Origin of the sequence: Pseudomonas duriflava, from assembly GCF_007830155.1 — a bacterium.
In the GTDB taxonomy this organism is placed as follows: Bacteria; Pseudomonadota; Gammaproteobacteria; order Pseudomonadales; family Pseudomonadaceae; genus Chryseomonas; species Chryseomonas duriflava.
Genome location: NZ_VLKY01000008.1, coordinates 76755 through 90404 on the forward strand (window position 1 = coordinate 76755; position 13650 = coordinate 90404).

General features: G+C 52.0%; 14 protein-coding genes. 11 read left to right on the forward strand and 3 right to left on the reverse strand.

Annotation, left to right across the window (positions count from 1 at the left end; genetic code table 11):
• Positions 1 to 52 precede the first annotated feature (52 nt).
• Both IQ22_RS12770 and sthA read left to right on the forward strand, forming a co-directional pair.
• Positions 53 to 1498 carry a glyceraldehyde-3-phosphate dehydrogenase gene (locus IQ22_RS12770; RefSeq protein ID WP_425298863.1) on the forward strand — a complete coding sequence of 482 codons (1446 nt, stop codon included), beginning with the start codon at positions 53 to 55 and terminating at the stop codon, positions 1496 to 1498.
• A gap of 202 nt (positions 1499 to 1700) precedes the next feature.
• Positions 1701 to 3095, forward strand: a complete 1395-nt coding sequence (sthA, locus tag IQ22_RS12775) for a Si-specific NAD(P)(+) transhydrogenase (protein WP_145142386.1) — start codon at positions 1701 to 1703, stop codon at positions 3093 to 3095.
• A 19-nt stretch (positions 3096 to 3114) separates the two neighbouring features.
• Here sthA and IQ22_RS12780 read toward each other — a convergent pair whose 3' ends face one another.
• The 3 genes from IQ22_RS12780 to IQ22_RS12790 are packed head-to-tail and all read right to left on the reverse strand — an operon-like array spanning position 3115 to position 4709.
• Positions 3115 to 3837, reverse strand: coding sequence for a glycerophosphodiester phosphodiesterase (locus tag IQ22_RS12780; protein ID WP_145142388.1), 723 nt, complete (start codon positions 3835 to 3837; stop codon positions 3115 to 3117).
• Positions 3834 to 4133, reverse strand: a complete 300-nt coding sequence (locus tag IQ22_RS12785) for a phosphodiesterase (protein ID WP_244309128.1) — start codon at positions 4131 to 4133, stop codon at positions 3834 to 3836. Before IQ22_RS12785 ends, IQ22_RS12780 begins: the two co-directional genes overlap by 4 nt.
• Before the next feature lie 3 nt (positions 4134 to 4136).
• Positions 4137 to 4709, reverse strand: coding sequence for a PilZ domain-containing protein (locus IQ22_RS12790; RefSeq protein ID WP_145142390.1), 573 nt, complete (start codon positions 4707 to 4709; stop codon positions 4137 to 4139).
• Between the two features lie 233 nt (positions 4710 to 4942).
• Here IQ22_RS12790 and IQ22_RS12795 point away from each other — a divergent pair, with 233 nt between their 5' ends.
• From IQ22_RS12795 to kdsB, 9 genes are all read left to right on the forward strand, one after another.
• Positions 4943 to 6193: a lipoprotein-releasing ABC transporter permease subunit gene (locus tag IQ22_RS12795; protein WP_145142393.1), complete on the forward strand. Its 1251-nt coding sequence runs from the start codon at positions 4943 to 4945 to the stop codon at positions 6191 to 6193.
• On the forward strand, positions 6186 to 6869 hold the full coding sequence (lolD, locus tag IQ22_RS12800) for a lipoprotein-releasing ABC transporter ATP-binding protein LolD (RefSeq protein WP_145142395.1): 684 nt from the start codon (positions 6186 to 6188) through the stop codon (positions 6867 to 6869). Before IQ22_RS12795 ends, lolD begins: the two co-directional genes overlap by 8 nt.
• Positions 6870 to 6906: 37 nt before the next feature.
• Entirely contained in the window at positions 6907 to 8151 is a 1245-nt protein-coding gene (locus IQ22_RS12805) for a lipoprotein-releasing ABC transporter permease subunit (RefSeq protein ID WP_145142397.1), read from the forward strand.
• A gap of 164 nt (positions 8152 to 8315) precedes the next feature.
• A complete protein-coding gene (locus tag IQ22_RS12810; protein WP_244309130.1) occupies positions 8316 to 10541 on the forward strand; it encodes a DNA internalization-related competence protein ComEC/Rec2 in 2226 nt (741 codons plus the stop codon).
• A gap of 51 nt (positions 10542 to 10592) precedes the next feature.
• Positions 10593 to 11234 carry a MotA/TolQ/ExbB proton channel family protein gene (locus IQ22_RS12815; protein ID WP_145142399.1) on the forward strand — a complete coding sequence of 214 codons (642 nt, stop codon included), beginning with the start codon at positions 10593 to 10595 and terminating at the stop codon, positions 11232 to 11234.
• A complete protein-coding gene (locus IQ22_RS12820) occupies positions 11231 to 11674 on the forward strand; it encodes an ExbD/TolR family protein (RefSeq protein WP_145142401.1) in 444 nt (147 codons plus the stop codon). Before IQ22_RS12815 ends, IQ22_RS12820 begins: the two co-directional genes overlap by 4 nt.
• Entirely contained in the window at positions 11671 to 12669 is a 999-nt protein-coding gene (gene lpxK / locus IQ22_RS12825) for a tetraacyldisaccharide 4'-kinase (protein ID WP_145142403.1), read from the forward strand. The genes IQ22_RS12820 and lpxK overlap by 4 nt, the downstream gene beginning before the upstream one ends.
• 34 nt (positions 12670 to 12703) lie before the next feature.
• Positions 12704 to 12889, forward strand: a complete 186-nt coding sequence (locus IQ22_RS12830; RefSeq protein WP_145142405.1) for a Trm112 family protein — start codon at positions 12704 to 12706, stop codon at positions 12887 to 12889.
• On the forward strand, positions 12886 to 13650 hold the full coding sequence (gene kdsB, locus IQ22_RS12835; RefSeq protein WP_145142407.1) for a 3-deoxy-manno-octulosonate cytidylyltransferase: 765 nt from the start codon (positions 12886 to 12888) through the stop codon (positions 13648 to 13650). The genes IQ22_RS12830 and kdsB overlap by 4 nt, the downstream gene beginning before the upstream one ends.

Consider the following 13650-nt stretch of genomic DNA (forward strand, 5'->3'; position numbering starts at 1 on the left):
GCGGTCATAATGTAGTTCCTTTTTTCAGCTCCTACATATGGAAGGTATCACCGTGAGTCAGAAGCCCGACCAGTGTCTTGGTGAATGGATCGATCGAGAGGCAATTGCTGAGGCTATGATTCCTCTGATCGGTCAGCTCTATCGTAATAATAATGTTGTGACCTCCATTTATGGACGTGGTTTGGTTAATCGTTCCGTGATCGCCATTCTCAAGGCGCATCGCTTTGCCCGTCAGATCGATGATGTCGAACTGTCTGTGCACGATACCTACCCGTTGCTGAAAGCGCTGTTGGAGCTTGAATTGGGCGCTGCCTCTATTGATTTGGCGCGTCTGAGCTTGAAGTTCAAGCAGGCTGCTGCAGGGCGTGATCTAAAAGACTTCCTTCGGGAAGAGCTGGCTACCGTTGTAGGCAAACAAGGCACCGAAAAACGTAAGGGCACGGATGTTGTCCTCTATGGGTTCGGCCGTATTGGCCGTTTGCTGGCCCGGATCATGATAGAACACTCGGGCGGCGGCGATGGCTTGCGCTTGCGCGCTATCGTTGTGCGTAAGGGGGCTGAGAACGATCTGATCAAGCGCGCAAGTCTACTGCGCCGTGACTCCGTTCATGGTTCTTTCGACGGTACGATTACTGTAGACGAGGCCAACAACACTATTTGTGCCAACGGTACCTTGATTCAAGTGATCTACTCTAACGATCCGACTACGGTGGATTACACCCAGTACGGTATTAAAGATGCGATTATCGTAGACAATACAGGCAAGTGGCGTGATGCTGAAGGTTTAAGTCAGCACCTAAAATGCCCAGGTGCAGCGCGTGTCGTCCTAACCGCCCCAGGTAAAGGCTCGCTCAAAAACATCGTGCACGGCATCAATCACAACACGATTACAGCTGAAGATACTATCGTTACCGCAGCGTCCTGCACGACCAATGCTATTGTACCGGTCTTGAAAGCTGTCAATGACAAGTACGGTATCGTCAACGGCCATGTTGAGACAGTTCATTCATTTACCAATGACCAGAACCTGATCGACAACTTCCACAAAGGCGACCGGCGTGGTCGTAGCGCTCCACTGAATATGGTGATTACCGAAACTGGTGCGGCCAAAGCAGTTGCCAAAGCGCTTCCGGAGTTGGCTGGCAAGCTGACCGGTAACGCGATCCGGGTTCCAACGCCCAACGTCTCCATGGCTATTCTTAACCTAAATTTGGAAAAGGGTACGACCAAGGATGAGATCAATGACTATCTGCGTCGTATGGCCCTGCATTCAGATCTTCATAAGCAGATCGATTTCGTATATTCGCCGGAAGTGGTGTCTAGTGACTTTGTCGGCTCGCGCCATGCAGGAGTGGTCGATGCTGGCGCTACGATTTGTAGCGATAATCGTGTCGTTCTGTATGTCTGGTACGATAACGAATTCGGGTACAGCTGCCAGGTAGTACGTGTTCTGGAGGAGATGGCGGGTGTCAATCCGCCGGCCTTCCCAGCCGTTTAAACTATCTGAATAAAAATGGGAGCCTAGGCTCCCATTTTTATTTGTTGCCACGGAATGAAAAGATTTTCTGGTGTGACGAAAGGTCGCGGCAAGTAGATAGGTGTACTCTATATAAGATCATCGCTTTCAATAGTTTATCCCGAATGAGCGATGATCATTCGACGCTTATGCGGCGATCGGTCCGTTTTCTTGAGGAGTAACCATGGCTGTCTATAACTATGACGTAGTGGTGCTGGGCTCGGGCCCGGCAGGCGAGGGGGCTGCAATCAATGCAGCCAAGCACGGCCGTAAGGTCGCGGTCGTGGATAATCGCCAGGTTATCGGGGGTAACTGCATCCACCTCGGTACCATTCCGTCAAAGGCGCTGCGTAACTCGGTCAAGCAGATTATTCATTTCAATAACAACCCGATGTTCCGCACCATAGGAGAGCCACGCTGGTTCTCTTTTCCCGATGTATTGAAAAGCGCTGAGCGTGTTATTGGGAAGCAGGTCAACTCGCATACATCCTATTTTGCACGTAATCGGGTCGACGTTTACTTCGGTACGGCCAGTTTCGTCGACGAGCACACCATTCACGTCGTGAATCCCAATGGGGGAACCGAGCGATTGGTTGGTAAGCAAATAGTGATTGCAACGGGGTCGCGTCCATACCGTCCTAACGATGTCGATTTCACTCATCCGCGGGTTTATGACAGCGATACGATTCTAACCTTAAGCCACACCCCGCGCCGATTGATCATTTATGGTGCAGGTGTGATTGGTTGTGAGTATGCGTCTATCTTTAGTGGATTAGGCGTTTTGGTCGACCTGATCGATACCCGTGACCAACTGTTGAGCTTCTTGGACGACGAAATCTCAGATGCCTTGAGCTATCACCTACGTACCAATAACGTTTTGATTCGCCATAACGAAGAATATGAGCGGATTGAAGGAATGGAGCATGGTGTCGTCTTGCATTTGAAGTCTGGCAAGAAATTACGAGCCGACGCGCTGCTCTGGTGTAATGGCCGTACCGGTAATACTGACCAGTTGGCCTTGGAGAACGTAGGCATTGAGGTCAATAGTCGTGGCCAGATTACGGTAGATGAAAACTACCGAACCGCCTGTTCAAACATTCTGGCTGCTGGAGATGTAATTGGCTGGCCAAGTCTGGCTAGTGCTGCTTTTGACCAAGGGCGTTCTGCTGCCGGTAATCTGATTGGCGATGACTCTGCTCGCTATGTGGACGATATCCCAACAGGAATTTATACCATTCCGGAGATTAGCTCGCTTGGCAAGAACGAGCGTGACTTGACTCAGGCTAGGATACCTTATGAGGTAGGCAAGGCGTTCTTCAAGAGTATGGCGCGGGCACAGATTTCAGGCGAGCCGGTGGGGATGCTTAAAATTTTGTTCCACCGAGAAACGCTGGAAGTATTGGGAGTGCACTGTTTTGGTGACCAAGCTTCGGAAATCTTGCACATTGGCCAAGCCATTATGAATCAGAAAGGCGAAGCTAATAACATTAAATACTTCATCAATACCACGTTTAACTATCCCACTATGGCAGAAGCCTATCGCGTTGCTGCTTTCGATGGGCTGAACCGGTTGTTCTAACCGTTCAGCTCACCGGTCATCATTGATTATGCAAAGTATCCATGGCTAAGCCTGGAAAGTCCGTAATCAAACTATCTGCACCAAAATCAGCGAGTCGGCGCATTAAAGCCGGCTCGTTGACCGTCCAGACCGATACATGCAGCCCTTGGCGCTGCGCCTTGAGTAAGCGCTCCGGTGTACACAAGGTCCAGTTAAGAGCCAGTAGGTTGCAGCCGTAGTTGGCTGCAACTTTGAGTGGGTCAAGCCAGGCGTATTCTGCCACTAGACCGCGTGAAAGATGGGGAGTATCGCGCTGGAGGGCACGAAGGACTTCTCGCGAGCTGGATGTAACCGTAATGCGATCAACTAAGTTGAAGCGTTGGGTCAACTCATTAATTGCTTTGACTATCCTCGCGGATCGAACACGTGAGGCGCTTTTGACCTCTAGCTGCCAGTGTTCGAAGTCGCATTGTTCGAACAGCTGAGATAGAAGAGGAATCGGGCAGGGGTGCGGCCATGATGGGTTACTTAGGCGGGCATCGTACTGCGTAAGGGTCTGAGCAGGCAGCTCAGCTACTTTGCCACGCCGGCCAGTAGTGCGTTTTAGCGTAGGATCATGAATGACTATTAGCTCTCCATCACTTGAAAGATGGAGGTCCAGTTCGCAGCGTTTAACACCGTCCTTTAAACATTGTTCGAAACTGACCAGTGTATTTTCCGGCGCTTCGCCTCTGGCGCCGCGGTGACCATAGATAAGGGTCATGGAGTGTCTCTGCGTATAGAGGAGTGATGGTCGCGTACTGAATTAATGACGTGTTTGTTTTCGAAATAAACACTGAATGTTCGATAATCCCAGCGTGTAATAGGTGGGTTACCAACGGCAGGGTGTTCTTCGTCAGGCAGCCCAAAGCGCTCTAGCACGGCGCTCTGACTTTCACCGGGGCGAGGCAAGACGATGCGTTGGTCGCCTTGTTGACTAATAGGAATGCTAATTGTTTCAGCCATTATCGTGGCGATGGGCATCGCTGCCATGAACACGATGATTTGAGTGAGCTTCATGGATCAGAGCTCTCCAGGCTGTGCTCTGAGCGTACGCCGATCATGGGCTTGTTTTTTGATGATATGGCGAGCCAGAAGTTGACGCTGGGAGTCACTGATATCAGGAAAGCGAGTGCCAATCTCATATTTACCTTTAGTGCTTTCTTGGCAGTGAATCACTTCAGCCGTGAGTTGCAGGCCCAGCCCTTGAGGCATAAGAATCATACGTAATCCCAGCAGGCTACCTAGGGGAAAGGACGTCTGATGGGTAAAGCTAAGGCCTCCCTCCGATAGTACGACGGTTTGAGCCTCTCCTATTTCATGCGTCAAATTCCAGGTCAAAGCCTGGCCTAGCAAATCAAGCCGCTTGCTGAATAGTTTGAGGCAGGCTGCAACGGGACGATCACGCTCGTTTAGATTACGCAGCAGGTGCTGCGATTCAAATTCGAGCAGATGCATTTCGCTCAACAAGTCGAACAAAGGCGAGGCATTAGGTACTGCATCAGATGCAGATCCATCCAGCAGGGTGATTTCCAGTGCGATGGAGTCAGTGATGCGATAGTATTCGCGGCGTTCATCCGCGTCAGAGGTGGTCATGATAAACCCACAGCGATGATCGAAAGGCTGAGTGTAATCCTTGCTTGCAAGGCCTTGCTAGGCGTACATGAGCGCAATGCGAAGGCGATGTATGCAGTGTGGGTCCTCGGTCAGGGTGTACAACATACAGACGTGCGTCCATTACTCAGGTACACACGCTCCCAAAAGAGCTGGTCTGACCTTGATAAATATCACGCGACTCGTCTACGTCTCATTCCTGCTTAAGTCTGGATATGTTTAGACCATTTCCTATTTATATCGGTATGCGCTATGTGCGTGCCAAGCGACGAAACCATTTCGTATCGTTCATTTCGCTAACTTCCATGATTGGGCTGGCTTTAGGCGTCTTGGTCATGATCGTCGTACTTTCTGTTATGAATGGCTTCGATCATGAAATGCGGACCCGAGTTCTGGGTATGGTGCCGCATGCTACTGTTGAGTCTTATCAGCCTATAGACGATTGGCACGCTGTGGCTGATCGAGCCATGAAAAATCCTCATGTGACAGCTACAGCGCCTTTTACTCAACTGCAGGGGATGTTGATTCAGGAAAAAGCAGTACAAACCGTTCTGCTGAATGCTATTGATCCGGTTGAAGAGCGCAAAGTCTCGATTATTGGTGACTTTATGCGCGAAGGTAACCTTAATGCGCTAAAGCCAGGTCAGTTTGGCGTCATCATCGGAACGCTGGCTGCTGAAAAGCTCGGGGTCAAAATAGGTGACAAGGTAACCTACATCGCTCCTGAAGTAGCCGTCACACCAGCTGGCATGTTTCCACGCATGAAGCGGTTTACTGTTGTTGGTATTTTCAGTGTAGGAGCAGGAGAGTTGGACGGTTCAGTCGGACTCATCCATGTAGAGGATGCCGCACGTTTGCAACGGTGGCAGCCTAATCAGGTGCAGGGGGTCCGTTTGAAATTGGATGATCTCTTCCAGGCGCCTCAGGTAGCTTGGGAAATCGTCCAGACCCTTTCTGGCAATGATTACTATGCACGAGACTGGACCCGTAGCCATGGCAATCTTTATCAAGCCATAGGAATGGAAAAAACCATGATCGGTCTGCTGCTTTTGCTGATTGTGGCCGTAGCGGCTTTTAATATTATTTCAACACTGGTAATGGTCGTTACCGATAAGACTTCTGACATTGCCATTCTGCGTACGCTGGGTGCAACGCCCTGGCAGATCATGTGGATCTTTATGGTTCAAGGCACTGTTATTGGTGTGATCGGAACGTTATTGGGATGTGTATTAGGGATCGTTGCTGCGCTTAATATCAGTGGTCTTATCGCTTGGTTCGAGCAGGCGACCGGGCATCATTTTCTTAATGCACAAGTGTATTTCATCAGCTACCTGCCCTCACAACTTCAGATCCATGATGTGATTCTGGTCTGTGGCGCCTCGTTGCTGCTGAGTTTCCTGGCTACCTTGTATCCATCCTGGAGTGCGGCTCGCACCCAGCCTGCCGAGGCGTTGCGTTATGAATGAACAATCCGTCCTGCGCTGCCTGAATTTAGGTAAGCGCTACGAAGAGGGTCCGCAGACAGTGGAAGTGCTCAAAAATGTAGAGCTCGATCTGCGTCCTGGCGAGCGAGTATCGATCGTAGGCAGCTCTGGATCGGGCAAGACCACGTTACTGAATTTGTTAGGTGGGCTCGATACGCCTAGCGAAGGCAGTGTCTGGCTGGCCGGTGAGGAATTATCAGCCCTGAATGAGCGGGCTCGAGGCCTTCTACGCAACCGCGCAATGGGGTTCGTCTATCAATTCCATCATCTGCTTCCAGAGTTCACAGCTTTGGAAAACGTGTGCATGCCTCTTTTAATTGGGAAAATGGCCATTCCCGAGGCACGGCGTCGCGCTACGACATTGTTAGAGCGGGTAGGGCTAGGCCATCGCTTGCATCATAAGCCTGCTGAGTTATCAGGCGGTGAACGGCAACGGGTGGCTATTGCACGGGCGTTGGTAAACGAGCCGAAGCTAGTGTTGTTGGATGAGCCTACAGGCAACCTGGACCAGCATACGGCGCATGGTATCCAACAGTTAATGTTAGAGCTGTCCACATCGCTACGTACGGCTTTCTTGGTTGTCACGCACGATCCTGCGTTAGCTGGGCAGATGGATCGTACGCTGCGCCTGGAAGAAGGACACCTAGTTCCGGCTTAGTCGGACGTTTTCATTTTACCGAGCGGTATCGGGCGTTATGTTCAGACCTCTATCCCTTTTCATTGGGCTGCGTTACACGCGGGCCAAACGACGCAAGTCGTTCATTTCTTTTTTCTCTTTGGTTTCCATGATTGGTCTGGCCTTAGGTGTGCTGGCCATGATTCTCGTGTTATCTGTCATGAACGGTTTCCAACACGAGATGCGTACGCGCATTCTAGGTATGGTTCCGCATGCCACCTTGAGCGCTGAGCGGCCGTTTTCGGATTGGAAAAGTGTTGCTGCCAAAGCTATAGCTCAGCCTCATGTCCTGGCAGCCGTACCCTATACACCTTTACAGGGCATGCTCTCGCAGCGGGGGCGTATGCAGCCGATTCTAGTAGATGGTGTGGACCCTCAGTTGGAGCGGAGCGTCTCTATTATCGGTGACCGGATGGTACGTGGAAGCCTTGACGATTTAAAAGCCGGTGAACTTGGAATGATCATTGGTGAGATCACTGCCCATCGCTTTCAGATCGACATAGGTGACAAGGTTACGCTGATCGTGCCTGAGGTAACCTCTGCTGCTGGCAGCATTACACCTCGTATGCGGCGTTTCACCATCGTCGGTATCTTCAAGGTGGGAGCGGAGCTGGATGGCTCGCTGGGCCTAATCAATGTTGCTGATGCCGCACTCCTCAAGGGGTGGGAGCCTAACCTTGTCCAAAGTGTCCGCCTGGCAGTAGACGATCTCTTCAAGGCACCGGAATACTCACATCAGGTCGCTCAGGCGCTGGGCAACGGATACCGAGCACAGGACTGGACCAGTACTCAAGGCAGCTTGTTCCAGGCCATGCGGATGGAAAAGACTATGATCGGGTTGCTACTTTTGCTGATCGTGGCGGTGGCCGCCTTCAATATCATCGCTACGTTGATCATGGTAGTGGCCGATAAGAAAGCTGATATCGCAATCTTGCGTACTCTGGGAGCTACGCCTCGCCAGATTATGTTCGTATTCATGGTTCAGGGAACTGTGATTGGCGTTGTAGGTACTGCTGTAGGCACTGTACTAGGAGTAATTTCTGCCCTTAATATCAGTACATGGATCTCTGCGTTGGAAGCGCTGGCTGGCCATAAATTATTCGGCTCCGATATGTACTTTATCAGCAACCTGCCCTCAGACTTACAGGTTGAGGATGTAATACTGATCTGTTCGGCTGCCCTATGCATGAGCTTTTTGGCTACGCTCTATCCCGCTTGGCGGGCCTCACAGACGGAGCCGGCTGAAGCGTTGCGTTATGATTGAGCGTAGCGTTATTACCAATAAATGAAGGCTATGCCGAAGGAGCTGCATGATAGGTAGGATTCTGCCAGGGCTTGAGTTATTCGATGAACGACTAATCAAAAGTTAAATATCTTGGCTGAGAGACTTCAGCTGCTTATCAAAGGTTGACTTCAAGGAACGAGGTCATGCGTTCAGGGATGATCGCTTTCATGGTAGGGCTATTGGTCCTGCGATTTTTACCAACGTTGCCTCCTGGCGAGTTATTGGTCGCAATAGCTCTACTGAGTGCAGCTCTGTTACTGACTCGAGCTTATCCAGTAGGAAGCTTCTTGTTGGGCTTATGCTGGGCCTGTACCGCTGCCCAGTATGCTCTTGATGATCGTTTGGTCGAGACGTTTGATGGTCGTACGCTTTGGATTGAGGGCCGTGTAAGTGGCCTGCCTGAAAAGCGGCAGGATTCAACACGGTTCCTTGTCGAGAAAGCGACCAGTCGTCGGGGTGAGTTACCTTCATTGATTCGAGTGTCATGGCGCCACGCGCCTGAAGTAAAGGCAGGGGAGCGCTGGCGTTTGGCGGTTGAGCTGAAAAAGCCTTATGGGGTAGTCAATTTTCAAGGCTCGGACACTGAGGCTTGGTTACTGGCCCATCGTATCGGTGCAACTGGCTCGGTCAAGGCAGGACAGCGGATAGCAGGGCAGCAAAGCCTGGATGCTTGGCGAGACCGGTTGCGACATCGTCTTCTCGAAGTGGATGCGTACGGTCGCAATGGTGGCCTTTCGGCGCTGATCCTAGGCGATGGCTCGGGGCTTTCTACCCGTGATTGGCAGTTGCTTCGTGATACTGGTACGACCCATCTTATGGTGATCTCAGGCCAGCACATCACTTTGCTGGCCGGTTTTATATTTGCAGGCGTGGCCCTATTGGCCCGACTTGGTTGCTGGCCGAGTCGCTTGCCTTGGCTACCTTTGGCTTGTGTCTTGTCCTTGAGCGTAGCGCTGAGTTATGGCGTGCTAGCTGGATTTGATGTCCCCGTCAGACGAGCATGCGTCATGATCGGTCTGGTGATGTTATGGCGTCTGCGTTTTCGCCATCTCAATATATGGACGCCGGTCAGCATTGCACTGGCAGTTGTCTTAGCCTTCGATCCGTTAGTCAGTTTACTACCAGGGTTCTGGCTGTCTTTTGCGGCTGTAGGGATGCTGATCTGGATCTTCGGTGGTCGGTTGGGCACTTGGAGTCCATGGCGAACCTGGGGGCGCGCCCAATGGATGATGGCTGTAGGACTGGCCCCTTTACTTATGGCACTAGGGCTGCCCATTAGTATCACTGGGCCTCTGGCTAACCTCATTGCAGTGCCTTGGGTGGATCTGTTGGTCGTACCGGCGGCCCTGGGCGGAGCGCTACTTTTGCTAGTGCTACCTTCTCTAGGAATGCTCTGTCTGTCCTTGGCTGGCGGAGCGTTGCATCTGTTGTTTATCGTATTGCATTGGATCGCTGAGATTGCTCCGGCGTGGCAGCCTACCCAGGCGCCTGTCTGGGCATTGGTAATGGGCATGCTTGGATTGCTGGTTCTGCTTGCGCCCGAAGGCTTCCCGCTTCGTGGGTTAGGATTGTTTTTAGCGGCGCCGCTCTGTTGGCCACCTCTCTACCTTCCGGCTCCTGGAGTCGCCACTATTCGCGTGCTGGATATAGGCCAAGGGCTCTCAGTGCTTGTCCAGACGCGAGATCATGTGTTGCTTTACGATGCAGGGCCTAAATCAGGTGATTTCGATACGGGTGAATGGGTAGTCGTCCCTGCGCTCAAATCCATGGGGATTGGCCGGCTCGATATGATGATACTCAGTCACGGAGATGCTGATCATGCAGGCGGCGCACTTGCAGTGGCGCAGGGAATGACAGTTGGTCGTGTGCTTAGTGGAGAGCCTTTACGTATCCCTCCTGTACTTGGGCCGCAGTCATGCCATGATATGCGCTGGCTCTGGAACGGGGTTATGTTCACGACCTGGCAGCCAGCTCCTGACGCCAAGGGAAACGCTGCTTCTTGTCTGCTCTTGGTCGAAGCTAGTGGGGAGCGCTTGTTTCTGACAGGTGATATCGATCAGCAGACGGAGCGCCGAATCATAGCTTCTGGGCGTGATATACATGCCGATTGGCTGGTAATACCACATCATGGCAGTCGTAGCTCTTCAAGTGCCGCCTTTATTGCAGCAGTTGCGCCCAGTGCCGCATTGCTCTCTCGTGGGCGGTACAATTCTTTCGGGCATCCACATCCGTCTACACTGGCACGCTACGAGGCGGCGGGTGTTCGGGTATACGATACGGCAATGAGTGGTGCGTTAACATTTACGTTAGGAAAGCGTGACCTTCCGCAAGGCGCTCGTCAGAAGCGGTATTTTTGGCGAGAAAATTGATTAACGCTTCGTGCTAGAGTGGCGCACTTTTGAAAGGGGAGAGTTCAAGGCGTGTTCGAACTGGTGAAAGCGGGCGGCTGGATGATGCTGCCAATACTTCTGTGTTCTGTTGTCGGGACGGCGATTGTGGCTGAGCGTTTCTGGGCTTTACGCCGCTCTCGGGTAGTCCCGCCAAACCTGTTGGCTCAGGTATGGCGCTGGCTTCAGGATAATTCACTTACAAGTGACAAGTTGCGTGAGTTACGTGCTAATTCTCCTTTGGGAGATGTCATGGCGGCCGGGTTGGCTAATTCTCGTCATGGTCGCGAAATCATGAAAGAGTCTATCGAGGAGGCGGGTAGTCGCATTATTCATGAGCTCGAGCGTTACCTGAACGCACTTGGTACGATTGCAGCCATGGCGCCCTTGATGGGGCTCCTAGGTACCGTTTTCGGTATGATCGAGATCTTTAGTGGTTTCATGAGTGATGGCATGGCCAATGCTCCTGTACTCGCTGGTGGTATTTCGAAGGCTCTGCTGACTACTGCTGCAGGTCTTTTAGTGGCTATCCCGGCAGTGTTTTTCCATCGTTTCTTGCTACGTCGCGTAGATGAGTTAGTGGTTTCGATGGAGCAGGAGTCCGTCAAGCTGGTCGAGATGGTCATGGGGGATCGCGAAGTGGACTTCGCAGCCGCAGAGGATACCAAGGCGTGAAGTTTCGTCGTAGAACTGGGAGCGCTGCCCGGGACGAGGCGTTTATCAATCTGGCATCCCTAATTGACGTTGTGTTTGTGCTGTTATTGTTTTTCGTAGTGACAACGACATTCAATAAACCTAGCCAGATGAAGCTGGAACTGCCGGAAGCAGATAGCGCGCAGCCTGCAGAGCCAAATGCGACTAAGTCCCTAGAGATTAGTATTACAGCGGATGGAAAGTTTGCTCTTAACGACAAGGCTCTCGTTCAGAGCGACCTTACATCACTGATGACCGCTCTACAGCGAGAATCGGCAGGTGACAATACGCTGCCTCTGATTATTTCAGCTGATGGCCGTGCGCCGCATCAAACCGTTATAACGGCCATGGATGCAGCTGGTAAGCTGGGATTCTCGCGGTTGCGTTTCACAACCATCGAGGCTCGGGCTGAAAAGCCGTGAGCCTTTCGTCCCGCCTACTCAGGGCTTGGTATCGAGATCATCCGGCTCTCAGGTTGCTTCGGCCTCTTGAGCTGCTGTATTGCCAGTTTGCCCGCCGCAAGCGGCGGCGCTTTCTGGATGGAGAGCTCAATACTTTTGTCTCGCCGGTTCCAGTCCTCATTGTGGGTAATCTCACTGTAGGGGGGACCGGTAAGACACCCATGATTCTATGGTTAGTCGATCACTGCCGTGCGCGTGGGTTGCGTGTAGGTATTGTTAGTCGTGGTTACGGTGCAAAGCCCCCAGAGTTTCCCTGGCAGGTAACTGCTGATCAGTCACCCGCTGTGGTAGGTGATGAGCCGCTTATGATTGCTCAGCGCACCGGAGCTCCCATCATGATCGACCCTAACCGTCCTGACGCAGTAAAAGCTTTGCTCAAAGCCGAGCAGTTAGATCTCATTCTGAGCGATGACGGACTGCAGCACTATGCGCTGGCAAGGGATTTAGAGCTTGTCATGGTTGACGCAGTTCGAGGGTTTGGTAATCGTCATTGCTTGCCAGCAGGGCCTTTGCGGGAGCCTATTGAGCGTATCCAGAGTGTTGATGCAGTGCTTCAGACCGGAGCAAGGGCCGATACTGAAGACGGTTATGCTGTTCAGCTAAAACCGAGCACGCTGGTCAATTTAGTAAGTGGTGAGCGGCGCCCGCTCAATTATTTCTCTCCAGGACAAGAAGTACATGCTGTGGCTGGCATCGGTAATCCACAGCGTTTCTTCACGACTCTTGAAACGCTACACTGGCGTCCTGTCGCGCATGCTTTCCCAGACCATGCAATTTATACCGCTGAGCAGCTACGTTTTCAGCCCGCCTGGCCAGTTGTCATGACTGAAAAGGACGCTGTTAAATGTAGGGAATTTGCGACGCCTGACTGGTGGTATCTGGCGATTGAAGCCCAGCCATCTTCTGCATTCGTTTCCTGGCTAGATACTTGGCTGGATGGCTTGTTACCACATTAAGTATGCCGCTCCCTCATTATTTAAGGACCTCCGTATGGATCTTAAGCTTCTTGATATTCTTGCCTGCCCAGTAACCAAAAGTCCCTTAATCCTAAGTGAGGACAAGACCGAATTGATCAGTAAGGCTGCTGGCCTGGCTTTTCCCGTTCGTGATGGCATCCCGGTTATGCTGGAAAGCGAGGCCAGAGTCCTAACTGTTGATGAGCGTCTCGATAAATGAGCCCAGTTTTTACGGTAGTCATTCCGGCACGATTAGCTTCCACGCGACTGCCAGGCAAGCCCCTGCAAGATATTATGGGCAAGCCCATGATTCAGCATGTATGGGAGCAGGCGCGTCGCAGTCAGGCTCAACAGGTTGTAGTGGCAACGGACCATACAGATATCCTCTCGGCCTGTACACGCTTTGGAGCTCATGCCGTCCTGACGTCTGCTGAGCATGCTTCGGGTACGGATCGTTTGGCTGAGGTCGCAGATCTACTTGCCTTGCCGGACGATGTTATCGTCGTTAATGTTCAAGGCGATGAGCCTTTGATTCCACCGGCGATTATCGATCAAGTGGCTGTCAATCTCATCAATCACCCGGAAGCAGGTATCACAACGCTGGCTGAGCCTATTACAGACATAGAGGCGCTGTTCAATCCGAATGTCGTCAAGGTCGCTAGTGATCGGCAGGGTCTGGCATTGACATTCAGCCGTGCGCCGCTGCCATGGGCTCGGGACGCCTTTGCCTTATCGCGTGATACCTTGCCGTCCGAAGTGCCTTATAGGCGACATATTGGCTTGTATGCTTATCGAGCAGGCTTCTTGCGAGATTTTGTTCGGTGGGGGGCGTGTGGGTTGGAGCGTACTGAAGCTCTAGAACAATTACGCGCACTCTGGAACGGCGTTAGAATCCATGTGGCGGATGCTATTGAGCCACCGGAAGCGGGTGTCGACACGCTTGAAGATCTGGAGCGTGTTCGCCGTATTCTAGGGGGCTGA